The 16,334-nt window shown below is 66.2% G+C and carries 20 protein-coding genes; 8 read left to right on the top strand and 12 right to left on the bottom strand.

Annotated elements, in window-relative coordinates:
- Positions 1-43 precede the first annotated feature (43 nt).
- Positions 44-2,344: a ribonuclease R gene (gene rnr / locus AC07TU_RS05585; protein WP_495186933.1), complete on the top strand. Its 2,301-nt coding sequence runs from the start codon at positions 44-46 to the stop codon at positions 2,342-2,344.
- 13 nt (positions 2,345-2,357) lie between these two features.
- The gene (locus tag AC07TU_RS05590) at positions 2,358-2,666 is read left to right on the top strand and encodes a hypothetical protein (RefSeq protein ID WP_495186934.1); all 309 of its coding nucleotides are present in this window, start codon (positions 2,358-2,360) and stop codon (positions 2,664-2,666) included.
- Here the strand turns inward: AC07TU_RS05590 and AC07TU_RS05595 are convergent.
- Together AC07TU_RS05595 and AC07TU_RS05600 are read right to left on the bottom strand one after the other, a co-directional pair.
- Positions 2,663-3,829 (bottom strand): saccharopine dehydrogenase family protein, encoded by a 1,167-nt coding sequence (locus AC07TU_RS05595; RefSeq protein ID WP_495186935.1) that lies wholly within the window; start codon positions 3,827-3,829, stop codon positions 2,663-2,665. The genes AC07TU_RS05590 and AC07TU_RS05595 overlap by 4 nt on opposite strands.
- A 90-nt stretch (positions 3,830-3,919) precedes the next feature.
- A complete protein-coding gene (locus tag AC07TU_RS05600) occupies positions 3,920-4,591 on the bottom strand; it encodes an HPP family protein (protein ID WP_495186936.1) in 672 nt (223 codons plus the stop codon).
- Positions 4,592-4,743: 152 nt separating this feature from the next.
- Between AC07TU_RS05600 and AC07TU_RS05605 the strand changes: the two genes are divergently transcribed.
- Positions 4,744-5,043, top strand: coding sequence for a hypothetical protein (locus tag AC07TU_RS05605; RefSeq protein WP_495186937.1), 300 nt, complete (start codon positions 4,744-4,746; stop codon positions 5,041-5,043).
- Here AC07TU_RS05605 and arsC read toward each other — a convergent pair.
- From arsC to AC07TU_RS05645, 8 genes are all read right to left on the bottom strand, one after another.
- Positions 5,040-5,450, bottom strand: coding sequence for an arsenate reductase (glutaredoxin) (arsC, locus tag AC07TU_RS05610; protein ID WP_495186938.1), 411 nt, complete (start codon positions 5,448-5,450; stop codon positions 5,040-5,042). The genes AC07TU_RS05605 and arsC overlap by 4 nt on opposite strands.
- 3 nt (positions 5,451-5,453) lie before the next feature.
- A complete protein-coding gene (gene arsB / locus AC07TU_RS05615) occupies positions 5,454-6,536 on the bottom strand; it encodes an ACR3 family arsenite efflux transporter (RefSeq protein WP_495186939.1) in 1,083 nt (360 codons plus the stop codon).
- On the bottom strand, positions 6,533-6,877 hold the full coding sequence (locus AC07TU_RS05620) for an ArsR/SmtB family transcription factor (RefSeq protein ID WP_495186940.1): 345 nt from the start codon (positions 6,875-6,877) through the stop codon (positions 6,533-6,535). Before AC07TU_RS05620 ends, arsB begins: the two co-directional genes overlap by 4 nt.
- Positions 6,877-7,323, bottom strand: coding sequence for an ArsI/CadI family heavy metal resistance metalloenzyme (locus AC07TU_RS05625; protein ID WP_495186941.1), 447 nt, complete (start codon positions 7,321-7,323; stop codon positions 6,877-6,879). The genes AC07TU_RS05620 and AC07TU_RS05625 overlap by 1 nt, the downstream gene beginning before the upstream one ends.
- A 65-nt stretch (positions 7,324-7,388) precedes the next feature.
- Complete coding sequence (locus AC07TU_RS05630; protein WP_495186942.1) at positions 7,389-8,930, bottom strand: N-acyl-D-amino-acid deacylase family protein; 1,542 nt, start codon at positions 8,928-8,930, stop codon at positions 7,389-7,391.
- 110 nt (positions 8,931-9,040) lie between these two features.
- Entirely contained in the window at positions 9,041-9,337 is a 297-nt protein-coding gene (locus AC07TU_RS05635) for a hypothetical protein (protein ID WP_495186943.1), read from the bottom strand.
- A 12-nt stretch (positions 9,338-9,349) separates the two neighbouring features.
- Positions 9,350-10,237: a hypothetical protein gene (locus tag AC07TU_RS05640; RefSeq protein ID WP_495186944.1), complete on the bottom strand. Its 888-nt coding sequence runs from the start codon at positions 10,235-10,237 to the stop codon at positions 9,350-9,352.
- 202 nt (positions 10,238-10,439) lie between these two features.
- On the bottom strand, positions 10,440-12,227 hold the full coding sequence (locus tag AC07TU_RS05645; protein WP_495187663.1) for an ABC transporter transmembrane domain-containing protein: 1,788 nt from the start codon (positions 12,225-12,227) through the stop codon (positions 10,440-10,442).
- 152 nt (positions 12,228-12,379) lie between these two features.
- Between AC07TU_RS05645 and AC07TU_RS05650 the strand changes: the two genes are divergently transcribed.
- Both AC07TU_RS05650 and AC07TU_RS05655 read left to right on the top strand, forming a co-directional pair.
- Positions 12,380-13,612, top strand: a complete 1,233-nt coding sequence (locus AC07TU_RS05650; protein ID WP_495186945.1) for a polyhydroxyalkanoate depolymerase — start codon at positions 12,380-12,382, stop codon at positions 13,610-13,612.
- Positions 13,613-13,621: 9 nt separating this feature from the next.
- The gene (locus tag AC07TU_RS05655) at positions 13,622-14,026 is read left to right on the top strand and encodes a GFA family protein (RefSeq protein ID WP_495186946.1); all 405 of its coding nucleotides are present in this window, start codon (positions 13,622-13,624) and stop codon (positions 14,024-14,026) included.
- Here AC07TU_RS05655 and AC07TU_RS05660 read toward each other — a convergent pair.
- The gene (locus tag AC07TU_RS05660) at positions 14,017-14,385 is read right to left on the bottom strand and encodes a YkvA family protein (protein WP_495186947.1); all 369 of its coding nucleotides are present in this window, start codon (positions 14,383-14,385) and stop codon (positions 14,017-14,019) included. The two genes, AC07TU_RS05655 and AC07TU_RS05660, sit on opposite strands and share 10 nt — an antisense overlap.
- 92 nt (positions 14,386-14,477) lie before the next feature.
- Between AC07TU_RS05660 and AC07TU_RS05665 the strand changes: the two genes are divergently transcribed.
- Positions 14,478-14,780, top strand: coding sequence for a hypothetical protein (locus AC07TU_RS05665; protein WP_495186948.1), 303 nt, complete (start codon positions 14,478-14,480; stop codon positions 14,778-14,780).
- A gap of 15 nt (positions 14,781-14,795) precedes the next feature.
- Here the strand turns inward: AC07TU_RS05665 and AC07TU_RS05670 are convergent, their stop codons facing one another.
- Complete coding sequence (locus tag AC07TU_RS05670) at positions 14,796-15,155, bottom strand: VOC family protein (RefSeq protein WP_495186949.1); 360 nt, start codon at positions 15,153-15,155, stop codon at positions 14,796-14,798.
- A gap of 120 nt (positions 15,156-15,275) precedes the next feature.
- Between AC07TU_RS05670 and AC07TU_RS05675 the strand changes: the two genes are divergently transcribed.
- Together AC07TU_RS05675 and AC07TU_RS05680 are read left to right on the top strand one after the other, a co-directional pair.
- Positions 15,276-15,743, top strand: coding sequence for an Lrp/AsnC family transcriptional regulator (locus AC07TU_RS05675; protein WP_495186950.1), 468 nt, complete (start codon positions 15,276-15,278; stop codon positions 15,741-15,743).
- 81 nt (positions 15,744-15,824) lie between these two features.
- Positions 15,825-16,298 (top strand): hypothetical protein, encoded by a 474-nt coding sequence (locus AC07TU_RS05680; protein WP_495186951.1) that lies wholly within the window; start codon positions 15,825-15,827, stop codon positions 16,296-16,298.
- The last annotated feature ends 36 nt before the right edge of the window (positions 16,299-16,334 follow it).

Raw genomic sequence — 16,334 nt, forward strand, 5'->3', positions numbered from 1 at the left:
ATTCGGTTGGGAATCGGGCGGACAGCCCCTATATTCAGGGCCAATGGCAAAACAGAACAAAGCAAAGAAGCCCGCGCCCGGCATGCCGACGCGGCAACAGATTCTCGATTTCATCACCTCTTCCGACCAGCCCGCAGGCAAGCGCGAGATTGCGCGCGCCTTTGGCCTGGCGGGGCAAGAGAAGATCACGCTCAAGGCGCTGCTGCGCGACATGGCCGACGAAGGGCTGATCGACAGTGCGCCCGGCCGCGCCTTCCACAAGATGGGCGGCGTACCCAAGGTGACGGTGCTGCGGATCACCGACGCCGATGGCGATACCGTCTGGGCGGTGCCCGAGCGCTGGGAAGCCGAAGGCGTGCCCGTGCCGCGACTGCGTGTGCGCGAGCGGAGCAAGCATAGTGCGCTGGCCGTGGGCGACCGCATCCTGGCGCGCACCGAAGAGGCCGGGAACGGCCTGATCGCGCATCCGATGAAGAAGCTCGCCCGAGGCGAGGAAGCCGTGCTGGGCGTGGTCAAGGAGGAGGGCGGACGGCTCTACCTCCACGGCCTGGAGAAGAAGGAGCGCAACAGCTTCGTCATCTCCGAGCGCAACGGCGCCGAGCCGGGCGATCTGGTGATGGCGGAGAAGAGCGGGCGTGGCCCGCGCATCTTCGCCAAGGTGACCGAGGTGCTGGGCGATCCCTTCGCGCCGCGCAGCTTCAGCCTGATCGCGATCCACAAGCACAGCATCCCGAACGTGTTTTCGGAGGAATTGCTGGCCGAGGCCGAGCGGGTCGCGAAGCAGGACCTCGGGAAGGGCAGGGAAGACCTGCGCCACATCCCGATCGTGGCGATCGACCCGTCCGATGCGCGTGACCATGACGATGCGGTCTGGGCGGCACCCGACGACGATCCCAAGAACGAGGGTGGTTGGAAGGCGATCGTCGCGATTGCCGATGTCAGCTTCTACGTCCGGCCTGGATCGCTGCTCGACCGCGAGGCACGGAAGCGGGGCAATTCGGTGTACTTCCCGGATCGCGTCGTGCCGATGCTGCCCGAAGTGCTGTCGGCGGACGTGTGCTCGCTGAAGCAGGACGTCGATCGCGCGGCCATGGCGTGCCACCTGCAGGTTTCGGCCAGGGGTGAGATCAAGGGCTGGCGCTTCACCCGCGCCGTGGTGCGGCTGGCGGCGAACATCGCCTATGAAGACGCGCAGGCCGCGATCGACGCGGCCGGGGAGAAGGTCGATGTCGCCTCCTCGCCCTGCGCGATGCCGGCGGAGGAGCTGGCCGGTGTCGACCCCAAGCTGGTCGACAGCACGCTGCGCCCGCTCTGGGCGTGCTGGCGCGCGCTCAACAAGGCGCGCGAGAAGCGCGAGCCGCTCGACCTTGATCTTCCCGAGCGGCGGATCATGCTCGACGAGAAGGGGCGAATCCTGTCGGTCGCGCCGCGCGAGCGGTTGGATGCGCACAAGCTGATCGAGGATTACATGATCGCGGCGAACGTCGCGGCGGCCAAGGCGCTGGAAGCGCGCAAGGCGCCGGTGATGTACCGCGTCCATGAGCCGCCGAGCCGCGAGAAGCTGGCCGCGCTCAAGGAGTATTTGAAGACGCTGGAGGTCGAGTTCACGCTGGGGCAGGTGATCAAGCCCGGCACCTTCAACCATGTCATCGCGCGCGTGGCCGATGCCGAGTTCCGCGAAGAGGTGATGATCCAGGTGCTGCGCACCCAGACCCAGGCCTATTACGGCCCGCAAAATGCGGGGCATTTCGGCCTTGCGCTGGGCAGCTATGCGCACTTCACCTCGCCGATCCGGCGGTATGCCGATCTGGTGGTGCACCGCGCGCTGGTCGAATCGAACAAGCTCGGGCCGGGCGGGGAACTGCCGACCGATGCCGAGATGGCGAAGACCGGCGAAGTCATCAGCCAGCTCGAGCGGCGGGCGATGGAGGCCGAGCGCGAGACGGTCGACCGCTATGTCGCCGCCTATCTCTCCGCCCATGTCGGCGAGGTGATGGAAGCGCGGATCACCGGGGTGCAGAGCTTCGGCTTCTTCGCGACGGTCGACGGCGTCGGCGGCGACGGGCTGGTGCCGGCACGCGACCTGGGCCGCGAATATTTCCGCTATGACGAGGCGGCGCAGAAGCTGGTCGGCGAGGAGACCGGCGAGGAATTCTCGCTGGGCCAGCGGCTGCCGCTGCGGCTGGTGGAGGCGAACCCGGTGTCGGGCGCCCTGCGCTTCGAACTGCCCGACGGCAAGGGCAGCGGATCGGGGCCGGAGCGGCGGCGCGGCGGGCCGCCCAAGCGGGTGATCAAGCATCGCGGGCGCCCGGCGAACATCAAGCATCAGGGCAAGAAGCGCTAGACGGGGGCGGGGTATGGCGGTTGAGTCGGTCGCGATCACGGCGGCAGGGCGGGCGCGGCGCAAGCTGGTCGATCATTTCTGCGCCCAGCATGCCATCACGCCGTACGATACGATCCTCTATACCCCGCCAGCCGAGCTCAAGCCCGCGTTCGACCGGCTGCTCACCGAGCGGCTGATCCGCAAGGAGGGGCATGCCTATTACTGGCTCGACCTGCGCGCCTATGAGGCGGCAGTCGAGCAGCGGCGGCGCAAGCTGGTGCCGGTGGCGATCGCCGTGTCGGTGCTGCTCGCAGCGGTCGCGATGCTGTTCTACGCCGATTAGGCGACGCTGAAGGTCAACCCGGCATTGGCCTCGAGCCGGGCCTTGAGCGGCTCGGCCATCAGCGCGCCCGGAGTCCAGACGCCGCCCCCGCCATCGACATCGCGCAGCAGGCAAAGTGCCGCCTCAGCGATCATCTTGCTGGTCGAGCCATAGCCGGGGTCGCGGTCGCCGGTGACGGTGGCCGTCAGGCGCTGGCCGTCGGGCATTTCGGCGATGAAGTCGATCTCGTAGAAACCGGCCTCGCGCTCCGCCTTCGACGGGCCTTCGCCCGGCGCAGGGCCCTTGTCCGAGTTCATCGGATTCATCTTCGCGATCGCCTCGGCTGCGGCCTTGCCGAGATCGCCGAGCCCGGGGGCGACCATCATCTCGTCATAGCGGAAGTCGCGGCCATAGGGGTGGTGGGCGAGGAAATTGGTGCGGTGGATGTTCTTGGTGTTGATCACCGCCATCATGAACGGCGCAACCCAGCCGCCGACCGCTTCGTCATATTCGGGCATGATGCCCTTGGGCTGATCAGGGCCGGTGAAGCCGGGGGTGAGCGCGAAGGGATCGAGCAGCACCTTGAACACCGCAGGGTTCTTCGCTGCGGCGGCTGCGGTCGCCTTGCCGCTGGCGAAGGTGCCGCCCGAGAAGGTGCCCTGCATCTTGCGCACGCGGCCCTTCACGCGCGGCGCAGGCTGGCCGAACTTCGCCCTTGCCGCCTGCTGCACGGTCCAGACGCCAAGGTCGAAGGGGATCGAATCGAAGCCGCACGACAGGACGATGCGCGCGCCGCTCGCCTTCGCTGCGGCATCGTGCCGCGCGATGATGTCATGCATCCAGTTGGGCTCGCCGCACAGATCGACATAGCCGGTGCCGGTCTCGACACAGGCGGCGACCAGATCGTTGCCGTAGAGCTGATAGGGGCCGACCGTTGAGATCACGACCTTGGCCCGCCCGGTCATTGCGCGAAGCGCCGACGGATCGTCGGCATTGGCGGCGATGAGCGGGGTCGAGGCCGGCGCGCCGATCTCGTCGCGCACCTGCTCGAGCTTGGTGAGCGATCTGCCCGCCATCGCCCAGCTGACGCTGCCGTCACCGTAGCGCTGTGCCAGATATTCGGCGACGAGGCGGCCGGTGAAGCCCGTGGCGCCATAGACGATCAGATCGAATTCGCGTGCCATTACCCTCTCCTCTGGGGCGTACCTTTGTTCCCAAAGTTTATGGCACGGCTAGGTTGGTCCATCCATACCCGATATCGCAAATAGGAAGGATCAGCGCTTGCGGCGGCGGGTGATCGCGTGGGATTCCGCCTTGGAGAGAAGCACATCGAGATCCGCGCGGCTGATGTCGAAACTGTCCGGCAATTCGGCGAGCGCCTTGTCGATATCGTCGAGGTGCAGACCCTGTGCGCTGGCGTCGACCGGAACGGGGACGTGCGGATAGCTGTGCCCCGACACGCGGTGGAAGAGCATGGCCAGCGCGACGAGGGCGATCGAGTTGATCGCGACCGGCGCGAAGGCAAAGGCATAGCCCGCGGCATGGATGCCCTGGCTGCCGATCACCGCCGTGAGCGCGGCGGCGCCGCCCGGCGGGTGGAGGCATCGGCAGGCCGACATGGCGAGGATCGCGAGCCCGACCGAAAGACCCGCGGCGAGCATCGGATCGGGAATGTGCTGAAACACCGCGACGCCGACGAGCGCGGAGATGGTGTTGCCGCCGACCACCGGCCAGGGCTGGGCGAGCGGGCTGGCGGGCACGGCAAAGATCAGGACCGCCGACGCGCCCATCGGCGCGACGATCAGCGGCAGATCCGCCGCCGCGAGCGGAAGCTGCGCACAGATGAACACCGTGAGCGCAAGGCAGATTGCCGCGCCGACACAGGCGACGATGCGGTCGACCGGGCGTGCGCCGGCAAGGATCGGGCGGAAGAAGCGAAAGGGCATCGCGGACAGCCTTTAGCCGCATTGCGCCGCCAGGCGAGAGCAGCAGATTCTTTCGCCTGCTCAAGCTGGGACCGGCCCGATGCTTCATCGCTCTTGAAACCGCCCGGCGGGTTCCCGACTATCGGCGGCGTGAAAGCGAAGGAAGCGTAGGGATGCCGCTTGGCGGTTCGTCAGATCTGGGGCAGTTTCGGGTCCAGCGGCATTTCGCCGATCATCGTGCGTTCGCGCCCGGCGATGCGATCGAATATGCGCCGTCGGGCCCGGTGGAGCGCAAGGCGTTCGATCAGCTGCGTGCGACGGGCGTGATCCGCGAGGCGCAGCCGGCCTATTACTGGTTCGATCTCGACCGCATGGGGCATGGCCGCAAGCGCAAGCGGAACCCGAAACAGGTGATCGCGATCGTGCTGGGGACCCTCCTCGCCATTCTCGCGATCCTGCTGGCGCGGGGTTAGGGGCGTACCACTTCCCCGTCTTCCTTGGTGAAGACGCCGGGCTTGCGATCCAGAAGGCCGAGCACGGTTTCGGACGGGCGGCACAGCTTCGTGCCCCGCGGCGTCTCCACGATCGGCCGGTTGACCAGAATCGGATGCGCGATCATCGCTTCGAGGATCGTTTCGTCCGGCACCGAGCCGCCGAGCAGGTCAAGCTCCGCCGCGGGCGTCCCCTTTTCGCGCAGGATATCGCGTGGGGTCACACCCATCGCCGCGAGCAGCGCGTCAAGCTGCGGCCGCGTCCAGCCGGCGGTGCGGTACTCGATGACGCGTGGCGTGTACCCGGCCGCCTGAATCATCGCGAGCGTGTTGCGCGAGGTGCCGCAATCGGGGTTGTGATAGATGGTAATGGGGAAGGCGCCGGTCATGGCTCAGGCTTTCAACACAGTATCGGACCGGGTGACGGCCGTGCCGCGTTCGTACCAACCCTTGGAGCGGTTCACGATCGCGACGACGGACAGCATGACGGGAACTTCGATCAGTACGCCCACCACGGTGGCGAGCGCGGCGCCGGATTTGAGGCCGAACAGCCCGATTGCAGCGGCGACGGCGAGTTCGAAGAAATTGCTCGCGCCGATCAGCGCGGAAGGGCCGGCAACGCAATGCGCTTCGCCCGTCATGCGGTTCAGCACATAGGCAAGGCCGGCATTCAGATAGACCTGAATCAGGATCGGAACCGCGAGCAATAGGATGACCAGCGGTTGTCCGACGATCGCTTCTCCCTGAAATCCGAAGAGCAGCACCAGCGTTGCGAGCAACGCGGCCAGCGACAGGGGGCCAAGCCGCGCGAGCAGCAGGTCGAGCGCGGGCTGGCCACCGCTCGCAAGCACGGTGCGGCGCAGAAGCTGGGCGATCAACACCGGAGCAAGGATGTAGAGCGCGACCGACAGCAACAGGGTCGCCCAGGGCACGGTAACGGATGCGATGCCGAGCAGCAGTCCGACGATCGGCGCGAACAGGACGACCATCAGCAGGTCGTTCAGGGCAACCTGGCTCAGCGTATAGGCGGGATCGCCGCCGCAGAGGTTCGACCACACAAAGACCATCGCGGTGCAGGGTGCGGCGGCAAGCAGGATCAGTCCGGCGATATAGGATGGGATTTCGCCGGCGGGCAGCAGCGGTGCGAACAGCCATCCGATGAACAGGGTCGCGAGGAGTGCCATCGAGAACGGTTTGATCGCCCAGTTCACGAACAGGGTGACGCCGACCCCGCGCCATTGGCGCCGCACCTGTGTGAGGGCGCCGAAGTCGATCTTCAGCAGCATGGGGACGATCATCAGCCAGACCAGAACGGCGACCGGAAGATTGACGCTTGCTACTTCTGCCGCGCCGATCGCTGCGAAGATCGGGGCAGCGAAGTGCCCCAGCGCGATACCGGCGACGATGCAGAGCGCCACCCACAGGGTCAGATAGCGCTCGAATGTCCCGATGCCTGGCTTGGCCTCGTTGCTCATGCCTGCGGCTCCGGTTCGCAGCAGACCGACAGCGACAGATCGCCGCAGATCTCCGGGCGCCCGCCGCAGCAATCGGCGACGAGGAAGCCGAGCAGATCGCGCATTCCGTCATAGTCGGCCGAATAGATGACCGACCGGCCCTCTCGGCGCGATCGGACGAGTCCGGCGTTGCCGAGGATCGTCAGATGCGTGGAGAGGGTGTTGGGCAACAGGCCGATCTCGCGCGCGACCTCCCCCGCGGGAAGACCTTCAGCACCGGCGCGGACGAGCAGGCGGAATACGGCGAGGCGGCTGGCATGAGCGAGCGCGGACAGCGCATCGACGGCGGTTGGCAGCTGCATCAGCAGCAGGCCGGCTTGGAGGCGGCCCTGGGCGCGCAACAGGCGCCGGAGGCATCCGGGATCACCTCATCTTCGCCATAGGCGGTGGCGTCGCCATGGGTGAAGAAGGTTTCCCATCGGACACCTGCAGTGTCCGTCACCCAGGACTTGTCCGAATTGGCGTAGCAGCAGGTGGTCGCTTCCTGATCGAAGGTCTGCGCACCCGCAGCCTTCAGCCGCGCGGCGAGTTCGCCGAGTTCGGCGGCGCTGTCGGTCTGGACCCCGACATGATCGATGCCGGTGGCGCGGGCGCGCGAGGAAATGGCGAGATTGACGCGCGGATCCTCGAGCATCCACTTGGCATAATCGTCCTTCACCACTGAGGGCGGGGCGTCGAACAACGTGCTGTAGAAGGCGATCGCGGGCTCGATCTCCGGGACGCTGACGTGCAGGTGAAGGCGCTTCATGGCTGGTCTCCGGTGTTTCTATAATTCGATTATTCTCGAAATATAGAAACGTCAAGCCGAAGCGTTCAGCCTTTCGGTGTCGCGCGCAGCAGGCGGCCGGGGCGGCCCACGCGCTGGCCATTCTCGAACGCGGCCTGGCCATTGACCATCACCAGATCGAAGCCGTGCGCGCGGGCGAAGGGATCGAGATAGGTCGAGCGGGCATGGACCTTGGCAGGATCGAACAGGATCAGATCGGCCTTTGTACCGGGGCGGATCGTGCCACGATCGGGCAGGCGCAGGATGCGGGCGGGGAAGCTGGTGGCCTTGCGCACCGCTTCCTCGATCGGGAGCCGGCGGGTCTTCACGACATAGTCCTCGATCAGCTTCGCATAGGTGCCGGTCGAGCGCGGGTGCCGCTGGGCCGGGCCGCCATCGGTCGAAATCGCCACCATCGGATCGAGCAGCAGCACGTCCTGCAGCGCCTGATCCATCGTGAAATGCGCGCCCGATCCGCCGCGGGGGCCGAGCTGGATCAGGAAGTCGGGAAAGGCGAGGCCCGCTTCCTGCGATGCCTGCGCCACCGTCTTGCCGGCATGCTTGCCGGTGCCGAGCAGCAGCTTCTCCGGCCCGCCGCGGCGGATCATCCGCTTTTCGAGATAGTCGCGCAGCTCCTGCCGGCGGGTGGCGAGGATGGCGCCGTAATCGGTCGGCGGCAGCGCCCATTCGGGGAAGAGGATCGCGATGCCGGTAAAGCCGGCACTATAGGGATAGGCGTCGGCGGTGAGATCGATTCCGGCACGGCGCTTGGCGGCGAGGAAGTCGAGCAGGGCGCGGGCACGGGCCTCGCCTTTGCCGAACACCACCTTGAGATGGGAGATATGCGGGCGCGCGGGGCCTGCCGAGGCGATCAGCTCGTCGATCGATGTCTCGATCTCTTCGTCATTCTCGGAGCGCATATGGCTCATCACCACGCCGCCATGACGCGCGACGACGCGGCCAAGTGCTGCGAGTTCGGCGGTCTCCGAATAGATGCCGGGGACATATTCGAGGCCATAGGTGAGGCCGAAGGCGCCTGCGCGGAGCTCGGCGTCGAGCTGGGCTTCGAGGCGGACGAGGGCGGCGGCATCGGGGCGGCGCACCGAGTCCGGGATGTCGGCGGCGCGGCGCAGCGTGCCGTGGCTGGCGAGGGTGACGACGTTGAGGTCGAGCTGGGCGCGGTCGGCGGCGCGCATCCAGCCACGCAGGTCCGGATCGTCCTTGATCCGCGGGCCGCCGCCATCGACGCCGAGCGTGATCGTGGTGACGCCCATGGCGAGAAAGCCGTCATAGGAGTCGGTCAGCGGATCGCCATGCGTGTGGGTGTCGATGAAGCCCGGGGCGAGGATGCGGCCCTCGCCCGCGACGACGCGCGCGCCGATGACGGGGGTTGGCGAAGGCGGGGTGATACCGGCGATGCGGTCTCCGCTGACGAGGACGTCGGCAAGGCGCGGCGGGGCGCCGGTGCCGTCGACCAGCATGACTTCGCGGAACAGGGTGGCGGGCCTCGCGGCGGAGGCCGTCCGGACGGCGAGGCCGCTTGCGAGTGCGCCGCCGATGAGCTGCCGGCGCGACAGATTCTGGTTCATGGATACCCCCGCCAAACCCTGCCGGGACTATGCAGGGCGGGGGGCAGGGCAGCAACGCGCGAGAGGTTCTGGGCCCATAGCCTGAGGTTCTGGGCTTGCTCGCGGCGGGGCTAAGCGCGGCTCGCGGAGCAGAGGGTCAGCGTACCGACCACGAAGATCAGGTCCGTATCGATGAGTTTGGCTTCATCGGGCAGGTCGGGCTTGCCTTCCTTGTCGGGTCGGATCGCCGCGCGCGTCGCAGGCGCGTCACCCACCGCAAAATTAAGGGTCGTCATCCCCTTTTCATTACCGATATTGGTCAGGGGGCCGATGATCTCTTCATTCTGGCCGACGATGCGGTTGATGTCGTCCAGCGTCGCCGACGCGGCGACCTTGGCGACGATCTCGACTGCATTCTCCACGGACATGGGATGCTCCTGTCAGAACAGCGGGTTGAGGTCTGTCTCGAGCTTTGCGATGGCTGCGACCTGATCGGCTTCGACGGGCGTGTTCACGCGCGTGACGATGGCGAGGACGATATTTCCGATCTTGGTCGCTGGCGTATCGGCAGCGTTGGGCGTCAGGCCAAGCTTGCTTGCCAGTATATCCAGCTTCGGCTTGTCGGCATCCGTCTTGAGCGCGCGTACCTTTCTGGTCAGCGCCGCGGCCCGGGTCGTCACATCGTCCTTGAGCACCACTGCGGTGAATTCCTGCGCCGCGGCGAGCTCGGTTCCGGCGGCTTGAGCCGCAGCGGCTGCGGCCTTGTTGAGTTCGTTGAGCCCCGCGTTCAGCGTGCCGGCGTCTTCGTAGCGATCAAGGTCGATGACGGCACGGGAGAGAGAATAGGAAATGCCCGCGCGGTCCGCCTTTTGCGCGGCGACGATCTGGCTGAGGATTGTCGATCGCTTGGCATCGATCGCGGTCAGCAGTGCCGGCAGAGTGGCGCTGTAGAACACGTCCTTGTTCACTGCGGCACCGATCCCGAGCGCCACCGCGGCGCCGGTGCCCAACCGCTTTGCCGTCTTGGGTGCGGCGATACCCGACAAGGTCGTCAGCGTGGCCGATGCGATGTTGACGGCCAGGTTGGTCGACACCGATTCCTGGGACAGCGCTGAGGTGAACGCGCTGTAGCGTTTGTTATAGGCGCTGATGCACATCGCGATGACATAGTCGCGATAGGCTGCCCGTGCCTCGCCCGGGTCCATTGCGTTGAAGCTGGTGATCTGTGCGTCCGATGGACACACCCTGCCCGTCGCGTCCGCGGTCGTGATCGCCTCAGGACGTCCCTTGATCGAGGCGCAGGCGGACAGAGCGGTAAGCAGAAGCAACAGGCCGGCGCATCGGCCGAGACGCCGATGGCCTATGCGGCCGCGATATTGTTCCGGAAACGAATCGGTCATGCGTCATCCCCCAAGAACGCAGGTACCGAAGGGAAAGAATGAACATCGTGAACGGGTTGTCAATGATGCCGGCGCATCGACGCCTCCATTGTCGACCCATATCTGACGCGCACGCGTCGCGTGCCGCGCCTCAGGCCGTTTCGCTGAACTGCAGACTTGCCAGCCGCGCGTAGAGACCGCCCTGCGCTACCAGTTCCGCATGCGTCCCGGTTTCGACAATGCGCCCCTCGTCCATCACGATGATGCGTTTCGCCGCGCGGACAGTGGCGAGCCGGTGGGCGATGACGAGGGTGGTTCGGCCCTGCATGAGATGCTCGAGCGCATTCTGGACCAGGCGTTCGCTTTCGGCATCGAGCGCGCTGGTCGCCTCGTCGAGCAGCAGGATCGGCGCGTCGCGCAGCAGTGCCCGCGCGATGGCGAGGCGCTGGCGCTGGCCGCCCGACAGGCGTGCGCCGTCTTCGCCGAGGAAGGTGTCGAGGCCGTCGGGCAGCTCGCGCAGGAATTCGGCGGCGTTGGCGGCCTCGGCGGCCTGCCAGATCTGCTCTTCCGTAGCGTCCCAGCGGCCGTAGCGGAGATTATCGCGCGCGGTGGCGGCGAAGATCACCGTCTCCTGCGGGACCATCGCCATGCGTGCGCGCACTTCGCCAGGATCGGCGGAGCGGACCGGGACCCCGTCGACGCGGACTTCGCCACCCTCGGGATCGTAGAAGCGCTGGACGAGCTGGAAGAGCGTCGACTTGCCGGCGCCCGAAGGGCCGACGACTGCGACGGTTTCACCCGGCGCCACCGACAAGGTGAATTGGTGGAGTGCCGAGACTTCGGGACGGGTGGGGTAGCGGAAGGTGACGTTCTCGAAATCGAGTCCGCCCAGCGGCGGGACGGGCAGCGGGACCGGATTGGCGGGGGCGGCGATGTCGGGTTCCTGCGCGAGCAGTTCGGCGAGGCGGCTGGCGGCGCCTGAGGCGCGGAGCAGGTCGCCATAGACTTCGGTCAGCGCGCCGAATGCGCCGGTGACGAGGCCTGCGGTGATGACGAAGGCGGTGATCGAGCCGCCCGAGATGCGGCCCTCGGCCACGCCATAGACCGCGTCCCACATGATGAGGGTGATCGCGGTGAACAGCGCGAAAATGACGAGCGCGGTCATCAACGCACGGGTGGCGAAGCGCTTGCGTGCGGTCGCGAAGCCGGCATCGACGGCGGTCTGGAAGCGCTCGCCCTCGCGTCTTTCCTGCCCGAAGGCCTGGACGATGCGCATCGCGCCAAGGGTTTCGGAGGCGATGGCACCGATATCGGCGACGCGATCCTGGCTGGTGCGTGAGAAGCGGCGCACGCGGCCGCCGAGCCACATGATCGGCAGCACGATCACCGGGATGCCGATGATCAGATAGGCGGCGATCTTGGGCGCGAGGACGAAGAGATAGATGGTGCCGCCGATCGCGATCAGCAGGTTGCGCAACGCCACCGAGACGGTGGTGCCGACGATCTGTTCGACTACCGCGGTGTCGGCGGTGAGCCGGCTGGCGATCTCGGACGGGCGGTTCTCCTCGAACCATTTGGGCGGAAGGCGCAGCAGGTTGCGATGGACGGCGGCGCGCAGGTCGGCGACGGTGCGCTCGCCCAGCCAGGAGACGAAGTAGAAGCGCATCGCGGTCGCGAAGGCGAGCACCACGACGACCAGCAGCAGCCCCTGGAAATAGGCGCCGATCTGGCTGGGGTCGGCGTTGGCGCCGAAGCCCTTGTCGACCACCTCCTTGAAGGTGCGCGGGATCCACAAGGTCGCGCCCGCTGCCAGGATCAGCGCGACAATCGCGAATCCGAGCTGGAGCGGGTAGCGGGTGGTATGCTGCCACACGATGCGCAGGCTCGACAGCTTGCGCGGGGTGGAGGGAGTCGCGGGCTTCGGGGCAGGCTCGGCCATGCGCGGCGCGTAGCGGGAACTGGACGACAAGGGAACATCCTTCCCACCTCGAACATTGGGTATGGATGGACATTGCACCGCAGCACCCGGCCGCTATAACCCGCTGCCACCGTTGTCAGACGGTAGGGACCGGGCGGGGACAGTAACGACCGATGTTGTATGATGCTTATGAGATGCAGCGTTCGATGCTGGCCGGCGCCAGCGCGCTGGCCAATTTCAGTGCCGGGCTGCTGAATAATCCCGCCAATCCCTTTGCTTATTTCGGCGGCGGACCGATCGTCGCTTCAGCGCTGGAGGTGTTCGCCCACGCCGCCGCGCCGCGCGGCAAGCCGCATTTCGGGCTCGATTTCACGACGATCGACGGCCAGCGAATCGCTGTTCGCGAGGAGATCGTGCTGCGCAAGCCGTTCGGCCAGCTCAAGCGATTCGTCCGGGATGGCGTCGAAGGCGGTCCCAAGCTGCTGATCGTCGCACCGATGAGCGGCCACTTCGCGACGCTGCTGCGCGGTACGGTCGAGCGGATGCTCCCGACCGCCGACGTCTACATCACCGACTGGCGCGACGCGCGGCAGGTGCCGCTCAGCGACGGACGCTTCGACCTCGACGACTATGTCGATTATGTGATCGAGTTCATGGAAGCGATCGGGGCAGAGGGTGATGCGCGCCCGCACGTCCTGGCCGTGTGCCAGCCCTCAGTCCCGGTCTACGCCGCAGTCGCGCTGATGAACGCGGACAAGCATCCCAACCGTCCGCGCACGCTGACGATGATGGGCGGGCCGATCGACACGCGCGAGGCGCCGACCGCGGTCAACACGCTGGCGACCGAGCGTCCGCACGCCTGGTTCGCGCAGAACGTCATCGCGACCGTGCCGGCGACCTATCCGGGCGCGGGACGGCGGGTCTATCCGGGCTTCCTGCAACTCGCCGGGTTCATGACGATGAATCTGGGCAGCCACATGATTTCGCACTGGGAGATGTTCAAGCATCTGGTGAAGGGCGACGGCGAGAGCGCGGATTCGACGATGCGCTTCTATGACGAATATCGCGCCGTTTGCGACATGACCGCCGAATTCTACCTCCAGACGATCGATGTCGTGTTCCAGGCGCATTCGCTGCCCAAGGGCGAGATGATGCATCGCGGCCGCCGGGTCGATCCGGGTGCGATCACCGACACCGCACTGCTGGCGGTCGAGGGCGAGCGCGACGATATCTCGGGCCTCGGCCAGACCAAGGCGGCGCTGACCATTGCCACCGGCCTGCCCGCGAAGATGAAGAAATATCATATGGCGCCCGCGGTGGGCCATTACGGCATCTTCAACGGCAGCAAGTGGCGCACCAAGATCGCACCGGTGCTGGAAGAATGGATCGCCAAGCACGGCGAATGAGGGAGCGGGATGAGCGAGATCGCGCATCCCGGTTCCTGCCATTGCGGAGCGGTTCGCTTCACCCTGCTGAGCGATCCGGTCGAGCTGACCACCTGCGACTGCTCGCTGTGCGTCAAGCGTAACGCGCTGATGACCAAAATACCCGAGGCCGATTTGCGGATCGACGCCGGGGAAGAACATCTGACGCTCTATGAGTGGAACACCCGCCGGGCGAAGCATTATTTCTGCGGCCGCTGTGGCATCTATGTCTTTCACCGCAAGCGCGCGGCCCCCGACCATTTCGGCGTCAACATCTTCTGCCTCGACGGCTTCGACCCGGGGCGGCTGCCGGTCCGCGCGACCGAGGGCGAGAGCATGACGCTGGAATGCGCCGATCCGCGCCCCGAATGGCCGGGGCCGCGGATTCAGTCGTAGCTCAGCATCACGAATTCATAGGCGATGAGAGCGCTCAGGACCCAGATGGCGAGGACGATGGCGATGCCCCATCTGCTCACCGGGCGTGACGCTGCGGCTTCGGCGGTTGCGCGATGTTCCGCCATCAGTTGCGGCGGGACGAGGCGGGCGAACAGCCACACGCCAGCCGGGATCAGCACCGCATCGTCAAGCAGGCCGAGCACCGGGATGAAGTCCGGGATCAGGTCGATCGGCGAGAGCGCATAGGCGGCGACCAGCAGTCCGACGAGCTTGGCGAAGAGCGGCGTGCGGGGATCGCGCGCGGCCAGCCAGACGGTGTGCGATTCGATGCGGATGCGCTGCGCGAGTGATTGCCCCATGGGCCTGGAATCGTCCGGCGCGGCGCCGGGGTCAAGCATCGCGGCGGGGTGGGCACTGTGATATGCGGGTGGCGGTCAATCGGGAGGATGCGATGCGAACGGCATTTCTGATCGGGCTGATGGCGACGACCGGCACTGCGGGGCTGGCAATGACCCAGGATACGGTACGGGCGGACAAGGACGAAGGCTGCATGCTCGCCAAGGCAACGCCGACGCCGAGCCCCACGCCGACGCCGAGCGGATCGGGCAAGCATATACCGAAGGCCACGCTCACCGTGCGCAAGTCCGGTGGAGAGCAGCATGACGCTGTCCCCGCGCCGAAGGGCAACACCAAATGGGGCAACATCGTCCTCAAGCGTGGCGCCGATGCGACGGGGTGCCCGGCGGCACAATAGGGTGATGCCCCGGCGCTAGACCGGGGCGTGGCATACAAATTCGACCAGCCGGTCGTCGGGATCGCGCAGATAACCGGCATAATAGTCGGGGTGGATATGCGGGGCGAGCGCGGGTGCGCGGTCGAGCACGAAGCCGGCATCGCGTCCGATGGCATAGATCGCATCGACTGCGGGCCGGTCGGGCGCGGTGAAGGCGAAATGGACATTTTCCGAGGCGTCGCCTTCCACGAGGAAGAAGTCGAGCGACTTGCCATCGCCAAAGCCCTTTGCTGCGCCATCCACCGTCAGCCGGTAGCCGAGGGGGGCGAGCAGCGTGGCATAGAAGTGCAGCGTACGCGCGAGGTCGGGGGTCTTGATCTCAAGATGGTCGAGCAATGCTTGTCTCCTTGCGTTGAGACATGCAGATAATGGCCCATGATCGCGTGGGATGAGCGATCAGTGGCAAAGTTTGATCGATTGAGATCAGAATCTGCCGAATATTGATTGGAACCGATCATGGCCATCGATCTCGACCTCGCCGACCGCAAGTTGCTGGCGCTGCTTCAGGCGGACAGCGGCATCGCGATCAACACGCTGGCGGATGAGACGGGCCTTTCGCCGGCGTCGGTGCAGCGGCGGTTGCGGCGGTTGCGCGAGAATGGGGTGATCGCGCGTGAGGTGGCCGTGATCGACCCGTTGGCGGTCGGGCTGGGCATGAGTTTCGTCATCATGGTCGAGCTCGAGCGTGAGCGGATCGACCAGCTGGACGCGTTCCGCCGCAAGGCGCTGCGCGAGCCGCATGTCCAGCAATGCTATTATGTGACGGGGGAGGCGGATTTCGTGCTGGTCTGCGTTACTCGCGATATGGCCGAGTTCGAGGAGCTGACACGGCGGCTGTTCTTCGGCGACGAGAATGTGCGGCGGTTCCGCACCTCGGTGGTGATGGGACGGACCAAGGTCGGGCTGACGCTGCCGATCGAATAATCGCGTACGAAGGTTGAGCGATCCATTGATTTGAGTGATGATACAATATATCATCGAGTCGAGTCACTTAGGAGAGAGCATATGAAGGCGTTTGTAGCAACCCTGTTGCTGACCGGTACGGCCATGGCGGCGCCGGCTTCGGCGCAGACCGCTTCGCCGCTACTGGGCAGCTGGTCCGTCGATCTCACGCGCCTGCCGATGCCTCCCGAAGCGCGGCCCAAGAGCGTCACCATCACCTATAGCGATGCCGGCGGCGGCAAATGGCGCGCCGATGTGGTCGTGCTGCGCCCGGATGGAACGAAGGATCATGCCGAGAGCGTCTATCCGCTCGACGGTACCCCGGTGCCGGTGGCGGGCAATTTCGAGGCGGACACGACTGCCGCACGCCTGCCCGAGGCGAACGTGATGATCATGGCGCTGGCCAAGGGCGGCATCCCGGCATCGACCCGTATCTATGCGGTCGCGCCCGACGGCAAGACGATGACCGAGGTCGCGGTCTATTTCCGCGACGGCCAGCCGGTGATGCGGACCAACCATTTCACGCGGGTTCGCTAGGCGGGAGGCGATGCGCAATTTGATAAGGATTGCGAG

It is taken from the genome of Sphingomonas sp. GW821-FHT03E12 (assembly GCF_059420685.1).